Raw genomic sequence first — 23386 nt, 5'->3', positions numbered from 1 at the left:
TATCCTTTTTATTCCACGAAAATTTGCCCATTCATTAGCATTGGGAGAAGAACATCACGGAGTTGAGTGAGTTTTTGGGTTTCACTATCAAGCAGTTGTTGTTTTTCAAAAAATACTAACAATATTTTTGCAAACCCTAAATTTCCATTTAAAGGAATCGTGATCTTAAGATTCTCAATGTCACCTTTTGTAATAAATTTAATAATCGATCCTCTAGAACCTGAAATAAAGTTCCTAATGCTATCTTTTACTACAAAATAGATTGGCATATATAATTTTTCATCAAAGGGAGTTATTAAATAAGTTCGCTGATAAGCGTTAAATTTTCCTTGAAACTTTTTCACAGAAAATGAACCGTTACCTGCAAGCAATATTGTTCTTTCATCAAAAGCATATTGAGCACATTTTGAAACTTGTTCACTACAAGTGAAAAATGGGTATTGTCCATTTTCAGAGGAAAAATTAGCGTCTTCCTTCCCTGTTTTCAGCTCAATTAATTCAGCTAGATTGGCTGTCCGCCAGCCTTTCGGCACATCCCTTTTCCACACCTCACACCAAACCATCTCACCGCCTGAAGATTTATAAGGCTTGCCATTTTCATCAGGGAAATCAAATTGCACAAACCAATAATCATAAAGCTGCTTCGCCATCGCTTCGAGCTTTTGGTTGATTTGTTGGTTCAGGGCGATTTTTCGATCGAGAGTTGAGAGAATATTGGCGATTTTTTGTTGGGTTACTAAATTGAAATCAGGAAAAACAATATTTTTCAATGCCGAAATAGGTAACTGTGGCTGAGCTGAACCAGAACCATTACTAAGACATTGTTTTTTAAATAACGGAGAACGGAAAAATGAATACAAAAAATAAGGATCTATTTTATTTTGATCTGCTCTAACAATAACCATTCCTGAATTAATACGAATATGTTTATATGGGATATTGTCTGAAACATAAGCCGCATTTCCAACCGTTCCACGCGTAGTTAAAACAATATCATAAACATCAACTTTGCCTTTTCTTAAAAGCTCATCACGTTCTTTTGAAATAAAATCTAGATTACTAAAATCAAACCCATCGGAGGTAACATTCCCAGTGTTCAAAAATAAACAATATCCTGATTTAGTAAAATCAGCTTTACTCGGATAATTTACCCCACGATCACCGTCAATAAACTGCACATCCGCATACTCGAATTTTTTATAATTTATCGTCATTGAAAATCTCTTATAAAACTAACCGCACTTTCACTAAAAAGTGCAATATTATTCAGCCAATGCACAAAATCGTCATTTCAATGAATCGGGACACACTGCGTGTTTCCGTTCCTAACATATTGAAATAATTTAACTTTATAACGGACACACGCAGTGTGTCCCTACAAAAAAATAAAATTTGTACAACTGCGACATAATGCCGCAAAAACCTGCAAATTCTACCAATTACATTTCACCTTGCAAAATCATATTTTGCACAGACGCCCTTTGCCACCACTCCCCCTCTTTCGGCATTGCCTTTATATCAAATTTCTCACCGAGGAATTCAAATTCCAACCTTGCAGCGTGCAAATAAGTGCGGTCACAAAAAACAACATTTTTTGAACGTTGGCTTTGCCAACGTCCTCGTGAGAGGTGAACAAACGAGTGATCGAGTTTGTGAATAATTTCAGCCGTGTTTTTGCCATAGAGATCATCACCTAAAATCGGGCTGCCAAGGCTTTTCATGGCGACACGCAATTGATGGGTTTTGCCGGTTTGGGGTTTGAGGAAAAACAGGCGTAAATTCGGTTCGCAGCTGACGCTTTCGAATCGGGTAATCGCCGGATTTTCTTTGCTTTGGCAAAGTTTCCACGCACCGTTACGGGCCTTTTTCATATCACCGATAATCAGACCTTGTTTCTTTTTTGGCTTTTGATGGCTTAATGCGAGATAGGTTTTCTTAATTTTATGCTCGGCAAAAAGTCGTGAAAATTCAGCCGCACTTTCTGCATTTAAGGCAAGAATTAATAGCCCTGATGTAATTTTATCCAGTCGATGTACCAACCAAACTTGCGGTACGCCTAATTGTTCGGCAAGCAACGTGGTTAGACCAACGTCTGAGCAGTCTTTATGCACGCTAATGCCACAAGGCTTGTAAATAATGATAAAATCCGGTTCTTGTAAAATAATATCTAGTTTCATAAGTGCAGTTAAAATCTCATGAGTTTTGAACATATTATACTGGTTTATGTCGTCCCAATAATAGTTTGGATATCGGTAATTTCTGTTACCTTGCGTTTGCTCGTAAAAAAACAAGCGGTTTCCGCTACCCTTTCTTGGTTAATGATTATTTATTTAGTGCCGGTTATCGGTGTTATTGCCTATTTAGTTTTTGGCGAGATAAAATTGGGTACAAAACGTGCCAACGCATTCAAAACATTACATCCTAAATACAGTGAGTGGCTGACACATTTATCACAACAATCCTCTCTAGTCAGTGTGCCAAAAAACCTACAATATCGACCGCTCTTTGATCTGAATTATCAACGCCTCGGTATTCCTTGTATTAAAGGGAATGAATTGCATATTTTAGACAAACCCGAAAGCATTATTCACAGCATTATCAAAGATATTCAACAAGCACAATATTCCATAAATATGGTGTTTTATATTTGGTCGAACAAAGGCATGGTAGAAGAAGTTAGCCAAGCCTTGTCAGACGCTAAACAGCGTGGCGTGGAAATTCGGATTTTATTGGATTCAGTGGGAAGCCGTCCTTTTCTAAAAAGCAAAGTATGTCGGGATTTACGCAAACAGGGGATCGAAATTGTCGAAACCCTTTATGTCAATCTATTTCGGATGTTTTTTAGTCGAATTGATTTGCGTCAACATCGAAAAATCATTGTCATTGACAATCAAATTTCCTACACCGGTAGTATGAATATGGTGGATCCTGCCTTTTTTAAACAAGATAGCAAAGTGGGCAATTGGGTGGATATTATGGTTCGGGTAAACGGCGCGGCTTCTGCTGTGTTAAACAGTCTGCACGCTTGGGATTGGGAAATTGAAACCGGCGTTGAATTACCGTTATTTTTACCCAATTGTCCGCTTGTACCCATTGATGATTATGACACGCACTCCGTTCAAGTTATCGCCACAGGACCTGCATTTCCGGATGATCTGGCACCACAAACTTTAGCCTTGGCAATTTATGCCGCCAGAGAAAGCATTGTCATCACCTCCCCTTATTTCGTGCCAAGTCATAGTATTGCCGAAGCGCTACGCATTGCTGCCTTGCGGGGCGTAGAGGTTTCAATTATTCTGCCAAAGAAAAATGATTCCCTTATGGTGGGATGGGCAAGCCGTATCTTTTTTGACGATCTCCTTGCTGCCGGTGTGAAAATCTATGAATTTAAAGCCGGTTTACTCCACACGAAAAGCGTTCTTATTGATAACAGGCTCGCCTTAGTCGGGACAATGAATATGGATTTACGCAGTTTCTTCTTAAATTTCGAACTGGCTCTTGCCGTAGAGGATCTCACTTTTGCCAATGAAGTTTCAATTTTACATGAGAGCTATATTGCCAATTCAGATCGTCTAAACAGAGAAAAATGGCTCTCCCGCCCATTTTATAACCGCATTATTGAACGCTTGTTCTTTTTGTTTAGTCCGTTGTTGTAAGCAATATAACATAGATTGAAATAAGAATAATTTTCACATAGAATTACAGCAATTTTGATGTTTCCGAGATAATTTGTGTTTCAACTTCAGCAAGTTTCATTTTCTATTCCCCAGCGTACCTTGCTCTCCCCAACTTCCCTCTCTTTTGAAAGCGGTAAGATTTATGGACTAATCGGGCATAATGGTTCCGGTAAATCAACATTAATCAAACTAATGGCACGACAACATCCCCTCTCTAGTGGTGATATTTTGTTAAATAATCGCTCTATTCAGCATTGGAACAATAGAGATTTTGCCAAACAGGTGGCTTACCTGCCCCAACATTTACCACAAACTACAAATATGACGGCAAAAGAACTCATCGCCATGGGACGTTATGCTTGGAATGGGTTATTTGGACGTGAAACCGATGCGGATAGACAAGCCATCACACGAGCGTTGCAACTGACCCATACAGAAAAATTTGCCGATCAATTTGTGGATACCCTTTCCGGTGGGGAGCGTTCGAGAATTTGGCTTGCCATGTTAATGGCACAAGAAAGCCGATTTTTATTACTTGACGAACCTTTAGCCGCCTTAGATATCGCCCATCAGGTAGAGGTAATGCAACTGATTCACCAACTAAGCCGTGAATTGAACCTAGGCGTGGTTATTGTGATTCACGACATCAATCTCGCCGCCCGTTTTTGCGATCATTTAGTGGCATTACACAGTGGGAAATTATTAGCACAAGGCAATGCTCACGACATTGTGAATACGCCCTCATTGCAACAAATTTACGGTATTGAACTCAATGTCATTGAACACCCTAAAACCCATCGTCCTGTGAGTTTTTATTAAAATGTTACACCGTCTTAAAAATTCACTGACTATTTTATACATAATCACTGACGTGATTATTTATGGCTTTGCCACTGTTTGCAGAGCCAACGTTCAAAAAACTTCGTTTTTTGTGACCGCACTTTTCAGTGCCTTGAATAGCGTTGCCGAAGAAACAAAATCCGCCTATGCCACTGTGGATTGGTCGGTTGCCGAAACGCTCATTGCCCTTGAACAACCGCCTCTTGCCGTAGGCGATGTGAAAAGCTATCAAACTTGGGTGAGAAAACCCCAACTGCCTAAAGATACGATTGATTTAGGCGTACGTTTACAACCCAATGTTGAACAAATTGCGACACTATCTCATTCATTAAATCAACAATCATTAACCTTTATTCATAGCAATTTCTATGCTGCGCTCAATGAGAAATTTGCCCCTTATGGGAAAGTGTATAACGTTGAATTTTACAAGGAAGGCAATGCTTGGGGAAATGTCGTTGCTGCCACTCAGAAAATTGGCAATATTATTGGTAAACCGCAAGCAGTGCACCAATTACTCGCAAAATATGATCAAGATATTACCCGCTATCGCCCCTTATTGCAGAAATTCACCGAACGTCCGATCGCGCTGGTGCAATTTATTGATACCCGTCATTTACGCATTTATGGGGAGAATAGTTTGCTTGGTGCGGTTATCCGCCAACTCGGTTTTAAAAACGCCTATTTGCCTGAAGTGAACACTTGGGGATTCCAAAATATAGACATTACCGAACTGGCAAAATTACCGTCGAATACCCGTTTTGTGGTGATAAAACCTTATCCGAATAATATTGCCACCGCCCTCACCCACAATACATTGTGGCAACATCTGCCCCTTGCCAAAGAACCATTGATTTTACCGGCTGTCTGGACATTCGGCGCGATTCCTTCCGCCCAACGTTTTATTGGTATTTTTGCCAATGGATTATTACAGGGAGGTGAGACGTGGTAAACCGTAACACTTTATTATTTATGTTTTTAGGCGGATTATTCTGCGCACTTTCAGGATTTCTATTCGCAGTTCAACTGCCTGAAAACATCCGCATTTTCGAATTATTTCGACCCACTGATAATCTCGATTTATTATTGTTACAAAGTTATACCCTTCCCCGAATTACCATCGCCTTACTTGCCGGTGGCATACTGGCTTTTGCCAGCCTGTTATTACAACAAGTTATGGGGAATCCTTTGGCTTCCGATAGCACCCTTGGTATTAATAGCGGCGCACAATTTAGTTTGTTTGGCATTGCCATTTTTGCCCCTCAACTTTTACAGTATAGCTCAAGTTTAATTGCTCTTGTGGGAGCGGCATTTAGTCTATTATTGGTCCTTACACTGGCAATGCGTAAAACCATATCGCCGTTATTACTCATCCTTGCAGGGCTTGTTGTCAATCTTTATTTTGGTGCTTGCACCACAATGATGATGTTATTTTACCCAGAAGAATCACGGGGTTTGGTCCAATGGGGCGCAGGCTCTCTCGTACAAGAAAGCTGGTATGACAGCCAACTGTTGGCAATACAAAGTGCGGTCTGTTTTTTTCTGATTTTTTTATTACGCCGTCCACTCACAATTCTCACTTTAAATGACAGTAATGCCAAAAGCCTCGGCGTGCCTGTGGGGAAACTTCGTTTTATCGGTGTCGTCATCAGTGCCTATTTGATCGCCTCGGTTGTTAGTGCCGTGGGAATGATTGGTTTTATAGGCTTAGCGGCGGCAACAATGGTTCGCCAACTGGGTATCCGCACCTTAACTTGGCAACTTATTACTTCGTTTATTCTCGGCGCATTATTGCTGGCAATCACGGATTTAATCTTACAACTGATTAGCCTTTATTATCAGGTAAACCTTCCCACCGGTGCTGTCACTGCTCTGATCGGTACACCACTACTACTTTGGTTAATGTTCCGATCATTACCCCACAGTGGACGTTTAACCGATGCAACCTTGCAAAAAGTCCGCCAATATCGACCGCACTTTACATGGCTGATCATCGCCTTCTTTGCAATGAGTTTTATTATGGCTCTTGGTTTAGGTAAAACCACCAATAATACTTGGCAAATGCTTACCCCTGCTCATCCCTTTAATTTAGAGATTCTCGCCTTGCTTTATCCGCGTATGTTAATTGCAGTTTGTGCCGGAATTTTGCTTTCCGTAGCAGGCGTGTTATTACAGCGTTTAACCCTTAACCCAATGGCAAGCCCAGAATTATTGGGCGTGTCTTCCGGTGCGAGTATGGGAATTTTGCTTTCACTCTTTGTCTTTTCCGCACAAGCTCCTCTTTGGTTTTGGCTCTCCGGCATCAGCGGTGCATTCATTGCCTTGATGATGCTTGCCACCATCAACCAACGCAACGGAATGTTACCGGAAAAAGTGTTATTGACAGGGATTAGTCTTTCCGCCCTATTTGATACGCTCCAACGAATTGCTATTGCCAGTGGCGATCCCCGTGCGAACCAACTCATCAGTTGGAGCTCAGGCTCAACCCAACCCCTTGCTCCGACACTCGCCGTTCCTTTTACCTTATTGACATTGCTTTTATTAGCCAGCAGTTTGGTATTTAGTCGCTGGTTAGACTTACTCCGTTTACAAGCACCAATAGCACAAGCCTTGGGATTGAACATTTCGCAAACACGGTGGATTTTGATCATTTTCAGTGCGATTTTGACCGCACTTGCAACCTTAATTGTTGGACCATTAAGTTTTATCGGGTTGCTCGTGCCCCATTTAACCTATTTTTTAGGCGTACATACAGCACGGCAACAATTACTGATTTCTGCATTACTTGGTAGCACCATTATGCTCATCGCCGACTGGATCGGGCGACAAATCCTGTTCCCCTATGAAATTCCCGCCGGCTTAGTGGCAACCTTAGTGGGCGGCAGCTATTTTTTACTGATGATGCGAAAAGTGTAGCAATGATATTTCCATTAAAAATACCGTTGCTCTGTTTCATTAACCTCAACTTAAATTAGGAACATAAAATGAAAAAAACCTTTGTATATAGCGCACTCACAAGTGCGGTCATTTTGGCGATGAATTCTGCTTATGCGGATGAGCAAAAGGTGGAGGAATTGGATGTCATTGAAGTCAGCGCTGATGCGACACAAACAGGCTTAGCAAAAGAATTTGCAGGCGGTCAAGTGGCTTCGGGTAGTCGTGCGGGAATTCTGGGCAATAAAACTAATTTAGAAAATCCCTTTGCAACCACAAGCTACACCAATAAATTTATTCAAGATAAACAAGCACGTAGCGTAGCTGACGTATTAAAAAATGATCCGAATATTCGTGTTGCACGCGGTTTCGGCAATTTCCAAGAAAGCTATTTTATGCGTGGTTTCATCACGAATTCTGACGATATTTTGTATAACGGTTTATACGGTTTATTACCGCGTCAGTATATCGCCTCGGAAATGTTTGAGCGCGTTGAAATTCAACGCGGTGCTTCAGCATTCTTAAATGGTATAGCACCAAGTGGCGGCTCTATTGGTGGAACAATCGCCCTCATGCCGAAACGTGCCGCAATGGAAGATCTGAATCGTTTAAATATTGGTCTTTCAAGTAATGAACGGGCTAACGTAGGTACTGATATATCACGTCGCTTTGGAAACAAGAAAGAATTCGGTGTGCGCTTAAATGCAGCACATACAGAAGGGGAAAGTGCCATTGATAGCGATAAAGCCCGTAACACTGTATTTCATTTAGGGCTTGACTGGAAAGGTGAAAAAGTCCGTGTATCTGCGGATTTAGGTTATCAGAAAAACTATTTAGGTAGTCCACGCCCGAGCGTAACATTAAATGGTGTGGACGAAGTCCCCGCTGCTCCGAAAGCGACCAGCAATTGGGGACAACACTGGACTTATTCGGAAGAACGTGACGTATTTGGCACGTTACGTGCAGAATATGATTTTTTACCTCATTTTACCGGTTACGTCGCCTATGGTTTCCGTGATGGTAAAGAAGCGAACCTGCTAGCCAATTTAACCGTTCGTAATAATAACGGTGATGGTACGGAATATCGTTTTGACAATTCACGTCGTAATATTATTCACACCGGTGAAATAGGGTTAAAAAGCTCATTTGAGACAGGTGCAATCGGTCACGAAATGGTATTAAGCGCAAATCGATATCAAGAGAAACGTAAAAATGCTTATGTGATGGATTTTTTTAATACCTTTGCAACAAATCTTTATAATCCACGTTATATTAACAGTATTTCTTATGCACCCAATGCTTTTAGAGGAAATGATTTAAGTTCACCTGCACTGACCAACCGAGTGGTGCTGACCAGCTTTGCACTGGGCGATACTTTATCCTTCTTGGAGAAGACTTTGCAAGTAACGTTGGGCGCTCGTTGGCAACAGCTTTCATCAAAAGATTTTGCCTACAACACAGGAGTACAATCTGCGGCTTATAAAGAAGCAAAGCTTAGCCCAAGCATCGGTGTGGTTTATCGTTTTACTCCTGAATTTTCTGTATATGGTAACTACATTGAAAGCCTCTCACAAGGTGATACCGCTCCAAGTAATGCGATTAACCAAGGACAAACACAAAAACCTTATGTATCCAAACAAAAAGAAATCGGTGTGAAATATGAATCCGATAGCGGATTTGGTGCAAGCCTCGCTCTTTTCAGCACGGAAAAACCGCGTGGTTATTTAGATACCAATAATTTTTACACCACAAAAGGTCAAGATCGCCATGATGGTGCAGAAATCAATCTTTATGGACAAATTACAGATAACACACGTTTGCTTGGAGGAGTAACCTTCTTACATGCCAAACAACGTAATACAGGTTCTTCAACCACTGATGGCAAATACACAATCGGAGTCCCAAAACTCCAAGGCAATTTAGGGTTGGAATATGATGTAAAAGCAATTGAAGGCTTAACGCTTGAATCCCGTGTAACCTATACCGGTTCGAGCTATGCCGATCCGCAAAATACTTTAAAAGTGAAGGATTGGACTCGTGTGGATATCGGTGCTCGTTATATCGCCTTGCTCGGCAATACTCCAGTAACCTTACGCGCCCGCTTAGACAACCTAACCAATAAAAAATATTGGGAATCCGTTGGTGGTTATCCAAACTATGGTTATCTGGTTTCTGGCGCACCACGCACCTTATCGGTGAGCGCAACTATTGATTTCTAATTAAACAAAGAAAGCGCGCTATCCCTCACGCGCTTTCTTTTACACCCGCTCCTTTTCCTTCACTTTTTTATTCAATACCACGTCTTTTATTGTCGTCAAAAGTTCCTTTTGAATATGGGACGACTTAGGTTTTTCAGCGGTTTGAAAGGCAAGTGGGCGGCAAAACTCCATGGCTTTTATGCCTAAACGGGCGGTGAGCAAACCTACACCAATTCCCTGCGCCGCACGGGCTGAAAGTTTCGCCGTAATATCCTGTGAAAGCCAATCCATACCTATCTCTTGCACCACTTCGGTTACGCCGGCAAAAGCTATATTCACTAACACCATACGCAATAAACGAATACGGGCAAAATACCCCAGTTCAATACCATAAATGTCTGCAATTTTGTTGATTAACCGAATATTTCGCCACGCGACAAAAAACATATCCACTACAGAAAGCGGGCTAATCGCCACCACGACGGCAGATTCCGCCGCCATTTTGCTAATCAATTTCTTTGCTTTTAGATCAAAAGGTTTAAGCACATTTTGGCTGAATAATTGTGCCACTTCTTGTGCAGAATAGGCTTCATTCAGCTGGCTTTGCCATTGAACAATAGCTGGCGATTGGTCGTCTAATTTCAAACTTTTTGCCATTTCTAGGCAAAGTTTTTTACCTTGTTCACCATCCGCTGCAAAAACATCTGCATTTTTGACCGCACTTTTCTGCCAAAATAGTCGGCTTTGTTGTTGTAAATTTTCTCGTTTTTTCAGATAAACTAAACGCCGCCATTCGCCCACAATTTCTTTCACACCAAACAATACAACAACCAAACTGACAAGGGAAAAGGCGAAATAAATCCATTGCCGATTTTGAAAACTGTCCCAAATCCACTGCACTGACTGAGCAACTGTTGCCACGCCAAATAAAAGTGCGGTCAATTTCAACAAGGTTTTCCAACCTTTTGACTGCGGTTTCATTGCCTGCTCAAATTGCTCGTCAAGTAATTCCCCTTCCAAAGGTTCATCTTCAATGGTTTCTACATTATCAAATTCTTGCTTTGGCTGAAAAGTTTCTTCCATGGTTTCATCATATTGGTTGAAAATTTGCTTTTCCATTATAAAATAATCCCCGTTTTTTATTTTCTGTCATCATATAAAGGTGACTTATTAACTTTTCTAACTAATATAGCGTTCAAAATGGCAATACCAACTAATATTTCCTTTCCTACTTATGTGCAAATGTATCCTTATTCAAAAGATCGTCCATTAACAAAACAGGTGCGTGAGAAACTTCGCTATTATGCCTATACATTTCTTTATCAAAAACAATGTCAGCAATTCATTGAATTTCTAAATACAAACTCACAATGGCAACAACTTTTTACGCAAGATTATTATCGTTTTAATCCACTGCTGACAACTTATTGCGATAAACGTTTTTCTGCACAGCAACGCTTGATGGCAATCACACAAAATTTACAACTTGCCGAAGAAAAATGGGGCGCGGCATTCTGCACCCGTTTACTTGACGATCAATCTATTTTATTAAGTCAATTAACTGAGGATCTTTCCCTTAATTTAAGTCTAAATTTTATCGATCCTTTTGAGGGTTATTTTGCGATCAATATTCGTAATCAAAATAACGAGCGAATTTATGATGCGTCATTCACCTTTTTATCACCAAATAAATTGCTACTCGCCTCCATGCAAGGGCCTCGCCACGGCAATACACAAGAATTAATCAAACAAGCCACGAAAGATTTACACGGCATTCGCCCAATGTTTATGTTGATGCACGCGTTCCGTGAATTGGCGAAACATTGGCAATGTGATTTGGTCGGTATTCCACATAAATTTCAAGGCAAATACCGCCTCTCCGCACGAAGTAAAATCTTGTTTAACTACGATGAATTTTGGCAAGAAAACCGAGGAATTTATCAAGATCTTTATTGGCAACTTCCCCTTGATATTGAACGTAAACCTTTAGAAGAAATCGCCAGTAAAAAACGCTCAATGTATCGTAAACGTTACGATATGTTGGATCGCCTAACAAGTGAGATCGCAAACCGTTTCAGCTAATTTAATCAAAACGATCGCCCAACAAAAACTGCAACACGGCATCCATACGCAAATGGGGGATCGTTTCACCTTGTTCAAGGGATTGCGGATCAAAACTGTCAAATTCAAAATGTACCGCGTTTCCCTCATTTTCTGCAAAGTGCGGTTGTTTTTGCCAAAATTCTTGGCTCGGTAATTTGCTCGGCACACTGCCCGGATAAAGAGTAATCAACCGTTTATCTTTGCTGCGTATGCCTTGAATGGCTTTAATTTGTTTGCCGTTTTGATTCACAAGCACTTGCTTCGTCGCACGAATCGCTGCAATTGCCGTGTATTCCGTCTCAATGCCTTCAAATTCCACATGACGACCGCCTTCTTGGACTAATTGTCTCATCAGGCTTACTAAATTCGGCATTTGATCACTGGTAATATGATCCGCCTTCGTGGCAATAAACATCAATTTATCAATACGTGGGGAAAACAAACGATTCAGAAAACTCCGTTTGCCATAATGAAAATTTTTGAATAACTGATTTAACCCCGTCTGCATATCTAAAAAGGCTTGTCGGCTATGATTCAGCGGTGTTAAGCAATCCGCCAAAATCACTTGACGATCAAAGGTCGAAAAATAATTTTCGTAAAACCCTTTTACAATACGATTACGATAATAATCGTAGCGTTTATTCAACACTGCAAAATAACTGTTTGGCTTTGCCTCTTTTTTAAGGAGCTTCCATTGCTCCTGTGTAAGATGCAATAAAGGGAAAAACTGCAATACCGGTGCGCCTTCCAATTCCCCTGCTAAAACAAACCGTCCCGGCTGAATAAACTGCATTCCCTGTGCTTTACATTGATGAAGATACGCCGTGTAAATGTTTGCAAGTTTTGCCAAAACATCTTCATTAACGACCGCACTTAAATCTAATTTTTTCACCTCATCCAACCAAGGTTGGGCAAGCTCCGCCCGCATTCCTTGATGAATTTGCTTTTGTTCTAAGGACCATTGTTCAAAATCCAAATGTAACAAAGGTAAATCAAGCAGCCATTCGCCCGGGTAATCAAAAATATCTAAATAAAGCGTGCCACGTTCTTTCACATGGCGAAGTAAACCTGTTTGACGCTGAAAACGAATGGCGAGGCGTGTTTCGCTCACCCCTCGTGTCGATTGACACCATTGTGGCGGTTGTTGGGAAAGTGCACTAAGATTCGCTTCGTAATCAAAACGCGGCACACTCAAATCTTGTTGCGGAACACGCTTGACGGCAATAATTGTTCCGTTCCCCGATGCTTCAAATAACGGCAAATGACTCCTTGAGGCTTGATTAACGGATAGCAGTTGATTAATGAGACTGGTAATAAAAGCCGTTTTACCACTGCGACTTAACCCGGTTACCGCAAGGCGTAAAGTGCGGTCAAACCCGCGATTAATTAGTTGGTTGAGTTCTCTTGGGAATATGTTAAACATTCAATAGCCTAGCCATTTTTACCAATATATCTTACAATTCGCGACATAATTTACCATAACACACACTCTATGTTACGCCGAAATCTGACATTTTTTTGCTTTCTGATAAATATGGGCTTGTTTACACAAGTTCAAGCTGCACCGCGTGTGCCGGAAAGTTTAACGGAAAACGGGTTGATTTATTGCACTAATGTATCGGGTTTCTCTTTCAATCCGCAAACAGCAGATGCCGGTACTAGTATGAATGTAGTCACGGAACAAATTTATAATAAGCTGTTTGAAATCAAAAACCACAGTGCAACAGTTACTCCCTCTTTAGCGATATCTTATTCTATTTCATCCAATGGTAAGGAGATTTTAATTAATCTCCGTAAAGGGGTAAAATTTCACCATACGCCATGGTTTACGCCAACTCGTGATTTTAATGCTGAGGATGTGGTATTTTCCATTAACCGTGTACTCGGACATGACACCTATTTGCCCATTTTAGATCAAGAAAATCCTGAGCATGATAAAAATCCACAGCACCGAGTATTTCATGAACAGGCGAAAAAAGTCCGCTTTCCTTATTTTGATAGCATAAAATTAAACCAAAAAATAAAATCCATTACTGCGATCAATCCTTACCAAGTAAAAATTGAACTATTTGAGCCGGATTCCTCTATCTTGTCACATCTTGCCAGCCAATATGCGATTATTTTCTCGCAAGAATATGCCTATCAATTAAATGCTGACAATAATCTCGCACAATTAGATACCCACCCTGTCGGCACAGGGCCTTATCAAGTTCAAAACTATGTATATAATCAATATGTTAGGCTGTTACGCAATGATAATTATTGGAACAAAGATGCCAAAATTAAACATATTTTGGTTGATTTATCCACTGAACGAACCACTCGGCTTATCAAATTTTTCAACAATGAATGCCAAATTGCCTCTTATCCTGAAGTGAGTCAATTAGGCTTGTTACACAATAATGACGAACGTTATTATTTACAATCAACAGATGGAATGAATCTTTCCTATCTTGCGTTTAATTTTAATAAACCCCTTATGCAAAATGAGCAAATTCGCCAAGCAATTTCTCAAAGTATCAACCGAGCACGCATTGTACGTAATATCTATCACAACACGGCTACCGTGGCGAATAACATTATTCCTAATATTTCTTGGGCATCGACTGTAAATACACCGGAATTTGAGTTTGACTATTCCCCCAAACAGGCGAAAAATATCCTATCCGGCAAAAATCTTCATCTAAATATGTGGGTATTAAATGAAGAACAGGTGTACAATCCCTCCCCATTAAAAACGGCGGAACTGATTAAATGGGATTTGGCTCAAGCCGGTGTAAAGGTAAAAGTACGGTCGGTTACTCGAGTATTTTTACTCGATCAACTCGCTAAGAAAACTGAGGATTACGATATCATCCTTACAGGTTGGCTTGCCGGAAATTTAGATCCCGATGGTTTTATGCGCCCAATTTTGAGCTGCGATACCAAAGATGACATTACAAATTTGTCCAATTGGTGCAATCCTAAATTTAATCAGTTGATGGATAATGCTCTTTCCAGTACAAGATTACAAGAACGTGCTAGAAATTATAATCTTGCACAAGATTTAGTGCTAAGAGAATTACCGATTGTGCCCATTGCCAGTGCTAAACGCTTTTTGGTGGCAAATAGAAAGGTGAAAGGCGTAAAAATGAGCCCTTTCGGTAGTATGCATTTTTCGACACTCTATTTTGAGAAGGAGAAAAAATAATGTTGTGGTCAGCGCTACGCCATCTCCTTTGGGCCAGCTTATTATTATTTATTTTAACCTTACTGAGCTTTGCTATTTTAATGCGTGATCCGCTTAATTCAGCCCTTATCACAAATAGCATTTATAGTGCTTATTTTCACTATCTTAGCGCCTTGTTACAGGGGGATTTTGGTATTACTTACAACGGCGGGCAATCTTTAAAATCACTGATTTTTACCGTATTACCGCCTACATTAGAACTCTGTTTTAGCGCACTTTTACTTGCCTTTATTTTAAGTATTCCCCTTGGGATTCTAAGTGCGGTTAATAATCAGGGTATTTTTTCAAAGAGCTTACAAAACCTCTCTTATGTGGGATTATCTATCCCCGTTTTTTGGCTCGCACCGATTCTACTTTATTCGGCAGCAATTTACGGTTGGGAAATCTCCGCAACAGGACAATATAATTTGCTCTATGAAATTAAACCGATTACCGGCTTTCCGGTGATTGATGTATGGTTTGTAGATGCGCCCTATCGTATAAAAATCATTCAAAATGTATTGCAACATTTAGCCTTGCCTACACTTATTTTATGTATTTTGCCCACTATGGAAATTATCCGCATTATTCAACAGCGTGCAGAGTATATTTTGCAACAAAATTACGCCAAAGCTGCACTCACCCGTGGTTGGTCAAAATGGAAAATTTTGCAACAATATGTTTTCCGTAATACCTTTCCTTTTCTAGTGCCGCAGATTACACGCGTATTCACATTGGTTATCACACAATGTATGTTGGTGGAAACGGTTCTTGGTTGGCCGGGCATTGGGCGTTGGCTGATTGATGCCGTAACCCATCAAGACTACAACAGTATTTCAGCCGGTGTGATTGCATTGGGAATTTGTATTATCACCCTTGATACATTGGCAAAAACCCTGATGTTTATTCTCGATCCGTTTAATAAGAAAGGTTGGTATGCTAGATAAAGAACCTGATGAATTTCGTGAAAGTACATCAATTTATCAAATTTGGTTACAGTTTCGTAAAAACCGTATCGCCTTATTCAGCTTTTATTTATTTTTTCTGCTAACTTTGACCGCCCTTTTTGCCCCTTTTATCGCCCCCTATAGCGATAGTATGGAGTTTGCCGGGCAAGAATTAATGCCCCCCTCTTGGGTAGAAAAAGGACAAATTGCTTTTTTCTTCGGCACTGATGATCTCGCTCGAGATGTACTAAGTCGAGTTATTATGGGAACGCGTTATACTCTCGGTTCTTCCCTCATTGTCGTCTTTCTCGTGGCGATCATCGGTGGAGCATTAGGGGTTTTAGCCGGAATGTCAGGAGGGATTAAAGCCCGTTTCCTAGGACATATTTTTGATGCGTTTCTATCGCTTCCTATTTTGTTAATTGCCATCATTATCTCGACCTTTATGGAACCCAGTTTAATGAATGCAATGGTATCGACCATATTGGCTGTGCTACCTTACTTCATTCACACCATATACCAAGCAATTCAGCGAGAACTAGACAAAGAATATGTGATCATTCTAAAACTTGATGGTATTTCCAACATTGAATTGTTGCGTAGCACTATTTTGCCAAATATTACCGTTACCTATATTCAAGAAATTTCACGTGCATTTGTCATTACCATTTTGGACATTACCGCCTTGAGCTTTATTTCCCTTGGAGCACAACGCCCAATGCCTGAATGGGGCGCAATGATTAAAGATTCATTGGAACTTCTCTATCTTGCACCTTGGACGGTATTTCTACCCGGTTTTGCAATTATTATCACTATTTTATTAAGTATTTTATTTACTAACGGCTTATGTAAAGCCATCAACCAATATTATCAATAATTATGGTACTCCTGGATATTCGTAATCTAAACATTGAAATTAAAACACCAAACGGACAAATTAAAATTGTTGACGGAGTGAATTTGACCCTAAATTCAGGTGAGATTTTAGGGTTAGTGGGTGAATCCGGTTCGGGAAAAAGTTTGATTGCAAAAGTCATTGCAAATTCAATAAAAGAAGATTGGATTATCACTGCCGATCGTTTTCGTTTTAATGATGTAGAACTCTTAAAACTATCACCGGCGCAGCGCAGAAAGCTCATTGGGAAAGAAGCTTCGATGGTTTTTCAAGATCCGCTTACTTGTTTAGATCCCAGCAAAAAGGTGGGGAAACAGCTGATTCAAAGTATTCCAAACTGGACATACCGAGGAAAATGGTGGAATTGGTTCGGCTGGAAAAAACGACGGGCCATTGAACTATTACATCGTGTTGGAATTAAAGATCATCAAGAAATTATGGCAAGCTATCCTAATGATCTCACAGAAGGTGAAGGTCAAAAAGTGATGATCGCAATTGCCGTGGCGAACCAACCCCGCCTATTAATTGCAGATGAACCGACCAATACGTTAGAATCAATCACTGCACGCCAAGTTTTTCGTTTACTTTCCAGTATGAATCAAAATCAGGGAACCAGTATTCTTTTAGCAAGCAATGACATTCGTAGTATTAGCGATCTTTGTCACACAATGTCCGTACTATATTGTGGTCAAAATGCCGAATCGGCACCGACTCAAACATTGCTGGAATCACCACATCATCCTTATACCCAAGCACTTATTCATTCTGTACCCGATTTTACCAAACCTCTTGGCTTTAAAACCAAATTGGGGACATTAGAAGGTACAGTACCGCTTTTAGAACAAATGCCAATGGGCTGCCGCTTTGGGCCTCGTTGTCCGTTTTCGCAAAAAGAATGTATGCAAAAACCTGCCCGCTATCGTATTAAACAGCAGGAATTTTCCTGCCATTTTCCAATTAATCTTAGGGAAAAACGTTTAAAGGAAACATTAGCCAATTCACCTCTAACATTATCCACCGAACCAAACAAGGAATAATTATGCCATTATTGGAAGTAATTGAATTATCTAAAGCCTTTAATGATCCTACCCGTTGGTTTGGTTCAAGTATGTTTAATGCCGTAGAAAGAGTGAGTTTTAATCTCGAAAAAAAACAAACCCTTGCAATTATCGGTAAAAATGGTTCGGGAAAATCGACCTTAGTTAAAATGATTGCCGGTATGATAAAGCCGAGTTCAGGTGAAATAAAGTTTAAGGGTACTACTCTTAATTTTGAGGATTTACACTATCGAACCCAACACATTCGCATGGTATTCCAAGATGTAAATTCTGCATTCAATCCTCGCCAAAATATTGGGCAAATTTTAGATACGCCTCTTCGTTTAACAACAGATTGGGATGAAGAAACCCGCAATCAAAAAATTTTTAAAACCCTTCGAATGGTGGGACTTTATCCCGATTATACGAATTTAAAAATTAAGAATCTTTCCGCGAGTCAAAAACAACGGGTAGCACTAGCCCGAGCGTTTATCTTAGAACCTAAAATTATTATTGTAGATGATACTTTCAGCGCGCTTGATTCATCTGTTCGCGCACAACTGATGAATCTTTCTCTTGATCTTCAAGCCCACCTTGGCGTTGCTTATATTTATGTAGGACAAGATTTGGGATTGATTAAACACATTGCAGATAATGTATTAGTGATGGATGAAGGGAAAATAATTGAATATGGTAAACCCAAAGATCTTTTTTGTCAGCCCCAAACGACTATAACAAAACGATTAGTAGAAAGTCATTTTGGTCGATTACTTGATGAAAACTCATGGATTCGTCCTAATATGGATGATTGATTTGAAAGAAAAACATCCTTAGAATCAATTACTCTTTTATTTACATCACAATAAGGGCTATCCATGCAAGCACTGCTAAAATTAACTCAATTTGTCAGCAGAACTTTTGCTTTATGGGCAATTGTTTTTGCTATTCTTGCCTTTTTATTCCCCGCTGAATTTAAAATTTTCGCCCCTTACATTCCTTACCTCCTTGGTTTAGTCATGTTTGGTATGGGAATTACACTCACTTTCAAAGATTTTAGTGAAGTCGCAAAACATCCTAAGGCAGTATTTATCGGGGTAGCAGGACAATTTATTATTATGCCGGCTATTGCATTCTTACTTGCCAAAGCATTTAATCTATCTCCTGATTTAGCGGTGGGCGTTATCTTGGTCGGTTCTTGTCCGGGTGGCACATCGTCCAATGTTATGACCTATCTTGCAAAAGGTAATACCGCCCTTTCTGTTGCTTGTACCACAATTTCAACATTGCTTTCTCCTCTGCTTACTCCGGCAATTTTCTACATATTGGCAAACCAATGGTTAGAGATTGACGCATCGGCAATGTTTATGTCGGTATTAAAAATGGTTCTTTTCCCAATTTTCTTAGGTTTAGTCGTTCGTGCCTTATTCAAAAATATGATTGTACAGGCAAGCAAAATTACACCGCTTATTTCCGTCGTTTCAATCGTTTTAATTCTGGCGGCTGTCGTTGCGGTAAGTAAGGATAAAATTGTTGAGTCCGGTTTATTAATTTTCAGTGTTGTCGTTCTACACAACTGCTTAGGCTATCTCATCGGTTTCTTGGCTGCAAGACTATTCAAACTCAATACTGCGGACAGTAAAGCAATTGCTATTGAAGTAGGAATGCAAAATTCCGGTTTGGGTGCGGCACTTGCAGCGCTACACTTTAATCCTATCGCTGCTGTGCCTAGTGCATTATTCAGTTTCTGGCACAATGTATCCGGTCCAATACTCGCGAATATTTTCTCGAATATGAAAAACTCAAAATAACCTCTAAATTGACCGCACTTAGTAAAAAGCAGGAAATTCCCTGCTTTTTCTTCAAACTAAATTACTTCACTCCGCCACAATTCAAACAATACAAATATTGCCCTTTCGGATCATTAAATTTATTTAGTTGATTTAAATGCTGTTTGAGCTGTTGAATCGGTTTTGGTAAATCAAACCAAGTCTGCATAAATTGTTGGGCGTTATATTTCAAATCTCGAAATAATTTACCGATTATGCTGCCATCTTCTTCCGTCATCCATTCCACCGTAAAATTTTCAATTACGGTCTCACGATGGAGATTCATCAATTCACCCGCTTTTTCTACGGCACGATCAAAATCCCCCAATTCATCAACAAGATTATGTTTAAAAGCATCCGCCCCTAACCACACTTGCCCTTGTGCAATTTTATCCACGGCTGTTTTTGATATTTGGCGACCACGGCTCACCAAATCTAAGAATTTATCATAGCCATGTTCAATTTCTAATTGGTAAATATCTTGCGTATTTTTAGAAAGTGGACTAAAAACAGAAGTTTCTGCTAGTTCAGTTGTAGCAATTCCATCAGTATTCACGCCGATTTTTTTAATTGCATTTTCAAAAGTCGGCAACATCGAAAAAATGCCAATAGAGCCGGTGATAGTATTTTTATCCGCAATAATATAATCGGAGGTTGCGGAAATCCAATAACCGCCCGAAGCAGCCATTGCTCCCATAGAAACAACCACAGGTTTACCTATTTTTTGTAAATTATCCACTTCTTGGCGAATTAATTCCGAAGCAAAAGCACTTCCTCCCGGTGAATTTACGCGTAAAACTACCGCTTTTACCCGTGAATCATCATAAGCTTTACGTAACAGGCGTACCACATAGTCTCCACCTACCTCATTTTCGATACTTTCACCATCAATAATTGCGCCTTCTACGTTTATCACTGCGATTTTATTTTCATCGTTCGATGAAGCCATTCGATCCTCAAAACCGGATAAATAATCTGAAAAGCGAATCATATTTGCCTCACCTTCTAAATTTTTACCAAAAAGTGCGGTCAATTTTTGATTCAATTCAAGATTACCGGCAATATCCGTCACCAATTTTCGCTGTTTTGTATAAGCCGTACTATCGCCCTTTAATGCCTTTAAATCAGCCAAATATTGTTTAGCTCGCGGTAATAACATGTCTGCAGAAATACGACGATTGCCGCTCACCGTTTGCACATAGTTATTCCACATTCCATTTAACCATCGATTCATATTTTCTTTGGCTTCCGGCGACATATCATTGCGCAAAAAAGGCTCTACGGCAGATTTATAGGTTCCGACACGAAAAATATGCGGTGTAACGGCGATCTTATCCAATAAATCTTTATAATAGAGATTTTCTTGTGCCAATCCTCGAATAGACACTTGTCCAATTGGATTTAAATAAATTTGATCCGCAAAACTTGCTAAGAAATATTGTCCTTGGGAATAATTATTAGCAAACGCAATTACAGGCTTTTCTGAGGTTTTAAAATCTTGAATGGCTTTCCCAATATAATTCATTGCGGGCAAATCACCACCTGAAAAATAATTGAGATCCAATACTAAACCACGAATATTCTCATCTTCTTTTGCTAAATTAATTGCATACACCACATCAAAAGTAGAAATTTTAGTCGGAATACGATCGCTATTTAATTCACGCAATACCTGCTGCCAACTAAATGAATCATCACGATTGTCGGCTAAATAACCGTCTAAATTCAGTAATAATGCGCCTTTATCCATATTTAAATTTATTGCGCTTTTTTTGGTATTCGCCGTGATACTGAAAATTGTGAGCAGCAACAAAATGAAAATTAAAAAGAAGAAATTCATCACTAAATCACGAATAAAATTTAATGTATGCCAACAAAATTTAATTACTCTAAAAATTGGGTTCATAAAGACTTGAGGAAAGTGAAAAAATTGTGTCTAGCGTAACATAAACTCAGTCTAAAAACTATGCTATAATCCACCGCACTTTTATTTATTCTATGAAATCAAATGGATACATTAACCCTTTTAACCACAAGACGCTCAAATAAAAAACTTACGTCTCCTGCGCCAAGTAAAAGCCAACTTGAGCAAATTTTTCAGGCAGCACTTCGCACACCGGATCATGGAAAATTGCAGCCTTATCATTTCATTATTATAGAAAATGAAGGATTAGATAAATTAGAAAACTTACTCAAAGAAGCCGCTGTCGAGCTCAATCTTGGCGAAGAAGGCTTAAAAAAAGCTAAAAAACTTGCTCATCGTGCACCGATGGTAATCGCGGTTGTTGCAAAAATTAATCCAGATGTGGAAAAAGTGCCAACTTGGGAACAGTTGGTTACTGCAGGTTGTGCCGCCTATGGCATCCAGCTTGCCGCAAATGCACAAGGATTTGATAACGTTTGGATCACAGGGAAATGGATCAACAGCAGTGCATTACGGCACGCACTTGGCTGTCGTGAAAAAGATGAAATTGTCGCATTATTAATGCTTGGTACAGCAGCGGAAAAACCTGAACGCGAATCTCGAACAGGAAATATGGAAGAATTTGTGAGCTATTTATAAAAAGTGCGGTAAAAATTACCGCACTTTTTAATTTTTACCTGCCAAACCTTCACAAATCCACTTATCAAATCCATCATAATCTACTAAAAAGGCATCATGCCCATAAACCGATGGAAACTCGTGAAAAACCAAGGAAACATTACTTTGTTCTAAAAGCTGTTTGGTTTTATGTAAATCAATAGATTTAAAAAGTTGATCCGTTGTCACAGAAATTAACGTATAGTGCGCTTTAATACGTGAAAGTGCCGTTTGAACATCAGAATAACCTAAGCTCGGATCATACATATCCAATGCACGCAACAAATGCAAATAACTATTAGCATCAAAGCGTTCAAGAAATTTTTTACCTTGATAAGTCAAATAGGATTCCACTTGAAAATAATCTCCCCAAAAATTCCCTTCCGATTTAGTGGCACGACCAAATGCTTTAGCAAGCTGAACATCGGTGCGATAAGTCAGCATCCCCAACATACGGGCAATGGATAATCCTTGTTCAGGTGGTGCGCCATCATAATAATCTCCCCCATTAAAATGGGGATCATTAATCACGGCTTGGCGCATAACATGATTAAATCCTATGGCTTCTGCACTGAAAAAAAGTGATGAACAAAGATTAACAATATTATCAACAAAATCCGGATATTCAATTCCCCACTGAGTCGCTTGCATTCCGCCAAAAGATCCGCCAATCACGGCTTTTAAATGTGTTATGCCTAAATGATCAAGTAAAGCCTTTTGCACATGCACGATATCCTGCACAGTAATGTTCGGAAATTGGCTACCGTAGGGCCTGCCCGTTTTAGGATTAACTGAAGCCGGTCCTGTCGTACCTTTGCATCCCCCCAATACATTCGAGCAGATAAAGAAATAGCGGGAAGTATCCAGTGCAAGCCCATCACCCATAAAGTTCTGCCACCAACCATTTTTTTCTTTATCCGAAAAATAGGGCTGCGCATCACCTGTTAGAGCATGACAAATAAGAACAATATTACTTTTGTCCGTATTCAATGTCCCGTAAGTTTGATAAGCCACATTAATCAGTGAAATTTCACCGCCCAACACAAGCTGTAGCGGATTATCTTGAAAAAGCACCACATTTTGGACAGACGACATTGAAAACCTACCGCATGAAATAAAAGATGTTTTAAATTATCAACAGCT

Annotated in this window: 19 protein-coding genes; 13 read left to right on the top strand and 6 right to left on the bottom strand. The window is 39.8% G+C overall.

Annotation, left to right across the window (positions count from 1 at the left end; genetic code table 11):
- Positions 1 to 8: 8 nt before the first annotated feature.
- Together A3GE_RS0104095 and A3GE_RS0104090 are read right to left on the bottom strand one after the other, a co-directional pair.
- Entirely contained in the window at positions 9 to 1214 is a 1206-nt protein-coding gene (locus A3GE_RS0104095) for a restriction endonuclease subunit S (RefSeq protein ID WP_018356004.1), read from the bottom strand.
- Between the two features lie 225 nt (positions 1215 to 1439).
- Positions 1440 to 2177 carry a TIGR01621 family pseudouridine synthase gene (locus A3GE_RS0104090; RefSeq protein ID WP_026215382.1) on the bottom strand — a complete coding sequence of 246 codons (738 nt, stop codon included), beginning with the start codon at positions 2175 to 2177 and terminating at the stop codon, positions 1440 to 1442.
- 18 nt (positions 2178 to 2195) lie between these two features.
- Here A3GE_RS0104090 and cls point away from each other — a divergent pair, with 18 nt between their 5' ends.
- The 5 genes from cls (at position 2196) to A3GE_RS0104065 (ending at position 9667) form a co-directional block, all read left to right on the top strand.
- Positions 2196 to 3656, top strand: a complete 1461-nt coding sequence (gene cls / locus A3GE_RS0104085; protein WP_026215381.1) for a cardiolipin synthase — start codon at positions 2196 to 2198, stop codon at positions 3654 to 3656.
- A gap of 75 nt (positions 3657 to 3731) precedes the next feature.
- Complete coding sequence (locus tag A3GE_RS0104080) at positions 3732 to 4496, top strand: ABC transporter ATP-binding protein (protein WP_018356001.1); 765 nt, start codon at positions 3732 to 3734, stop codon at positions 4494 to 4496.
- Position 4497: 1 nt separating this feature from the next.
- Positions 4498 to 5466, top strand: a complete 969-nt coding sequence (locus A3GE_RS0104075) for an iron-siderophore ABC transporter substrate-binding protein (protein ID WP_018356000.1) — start codon at positions 4498 to 4500, stop codon at positions 5464 to 5466.
- Positions 5460 to 7430: a Fe(3+)-hydroxamate ABC transporter permease FhuB gene (fhuB, locus tag A3GE_RS0104070; RefSeq protein WP_018355999.1), complete on the top strand. Its 1971-nt coding sequence runs from the start codon at positions 5460 to 5462 to the stop codon at positions 7428 to 7430. Before A3GE_RS0104075 ends, fhuB begins: the two co-directional genes overlap by 7 nt.
- 68 nt (positions 7431 to 7498) lie before the next feature.
- Entirely contained in the window at positions 7499 to 9667 is a 2169-nt protein-coding gene (locus A3GE_RS0104065; protein ID WP_018355998.1) for a TonB-dependent receptor, read from the top strand.
- Positions 9668 to 9706: 39 nt separating this feature from the next.
- On the opposite strand, the gene A3GE_RS0104060 is transcribed toward A3GE_RS0104065, so the two are convergent.
- Complete coding sequence (locus A3GE_RS0104060; protein WP_018355997.1) at positions 9707 to 10765, bottom strand: TIGR01620 family protein; 1059 nt, start codon at positions 10763 to 10765, stop codon at positions 9707 to 9709.
- A gap of 81 nt (positions 10766 to 10846) precedes the next feature.
- Between A3GE_RS0104060 and A3GE_RS0104055 the strand changes: the two genes are divergently transcribed.
- On the top strand, positions 10847 to 11728 hold the full coding sequence (locus A3GE_RS0104055; RefSeq protein WP_018355996.1) for a VirK/YbjX family protein: 882 nt from the start codon (positions 10847 to 10849) through the stop codon (positions 11726 to 11728).
- Between the two features lies 1 nt (position 11729).
- On the opposite strand, the gene A3GE_RS0104050 is transcribed toward A3GE_RS0104055, so the two are convergent.
- Positions 11730 to 13172 (bottom strand): YcjX family GTP-binding protein, encoded by a 1443-nt coding sequence (locus A3GE_RS0104050; RefSeq protein ID WP_018355995.1) that lies wholly within the window; start codon positions 13170 to 13172, stop codon positions 11730 to 11732.
- Between the two features lie 69 nt (positions 13173 to 13241).
- On the opposite strand from A3GE_RS0104050, the gene A3GE_RS0104045 reads away from it, so the two are divergent.
- The 6 genes from A3GE_RS0104045 (at position 13242) to A3GE_RS0104020 (ending at position 19644) form a co-directional block, all read left to right on the top strand.
- Complete coding sequence (locus A3GE_RS0104045; protein ID WP_026215379.1) at positions 13242 to 14939, top strand: ABC transporter substrate-binding protein; 1698 nt, start codon at positions 13242 to 13244, stop codon at positions 14937 to 14939.
- Complete coding sequence (locus A3GE_RS0104040) at positions 14939 to 15904, top strand: ABC transporter permease (RefSeq protein ID WP_018355993.1); 966 nt, start codon at positions 14939 to 14941, stop codon at positions 15902 to 15904. Before A3GE_RS0104045 ends, A3GE_RS0104040 begins: the two co-directional genes overlap by 1 nt.
- Positions 15894 to 16781, top strand: coding sequence for an ABC transporter permease subunit (locus A3GE_RS0104035; RefSeq protein ID WP_018355992.1), 888 nt, complete (start codon positions 15894 to 15896; stop codon positions 16779 to 16781). The genes A3GE_RS0104040 and A3GE_RS0104035 overlap by 11 nt, the downstream gene beginning before the upstream one ends.
- A 2-nt stretch (positions 16782 to 16783) precedes the next feature.
- The gene (locus A3GE_RS0104030; RefSeq protein ID WP_018355991.1) at positions 16784 to 17836 is read left to right on the top strand and encodes a peptide ABC transporter ATP-binding protein; all 1053 of its coding nucleotides are present in this window, start codon (positions 16784 to 16786) and stop codon (positions 17834 to 17836) included.
- 2 nt (positions 17837 to 17838) lie between these two features.
- On the top strand, positions 17839 to 18648 hold the full coding sequence (locus tag A3GE_RS0104025; RefSeq protein ID WP_018355990.1) for a peptide ABC transporter ATP-binding protein: 810 nt from the start codon (positions 17839 to 17841) through the stop codon (positions 18646 to 18648).
- 63 nt (positions 18649 to 18711) lie between these two features.
- Positions 18712 to 19644: a bile acid:sodium symporter family protein gene (locus A3GE_RS0104020; protein WP_018355989.1), complete on the top strand. Its 933-nt coding sequence runs from the start codon at positions 18712 to 18714 to the stop codon at positions 19642 to 19644.
- 61 nt (positions 19645 to 19705) lie between these two features.
- On the opposite strand, the gene sppA is transcribed toward A3GE_RS0104020, so the two are convergent.
- A complete protein-coding gene (sppA, locus tag A3GE_RS0104015; RefSeq protein ID WP_026215378.1) occupies positions 19706 to 21559 on the bottom strand; it encodes a signal peptide peptidase SppA in 1854 nt (617 codons plus the stop codon).
- Between the two features lie 111 nt (positions 21560 to 21670).
- Here sppA and A3GE_RS0104010 point away from each other — a divergent pair, with 111 nt between their 5' ends.
- The gene (locus tag A3GE_RS0104010) at positions 21671 to 22225 is read left to right on the top strand and encodes an NAD(P)H nitroreductase (RefSeq protein WP_018355987.1); all 555 of its coding nucleotides are present in this window, start codon (positions 21671 to 21673) and stop codon (positions 22223 to 22225) included.
- A 27-nt stretch (positions 22226 to 22252) separates the two neighbouring features.
- Here the strand turns inward: A3GE_RS0104010 and metX are convergent, their stop codons facing one another.
- Positions 22253 to 23338, bottom strand: a complete 1086-nt coding sequence (gene metX, locus A3GE_RS0104005) for a homoserine O-acetyltransferase MetX (protein ID WP_018355986.1) — start codon at positions 23336 to 23338, stop codon at positions 22253 to 22255.
- Positions 23339 to 23386: the final 48 nt, after the last annotated feature.

The sequence above is a fragment of the Rodentibacter pneumotropicus DSM 21403 genome (assembly GCF_000379905.1).
Classification (GTDB): Bacteria; Pseudomonadota; Gammaproteobacteria; order Enterobacterales; family Pasteurellaceae; genus Rodentibacter; species Rodentibacter pneumotropicus.
Note: the sequence above shows the minus strand (reverse complement) of the source record. Positions and strands in the feature narration are given on the sequence as shown.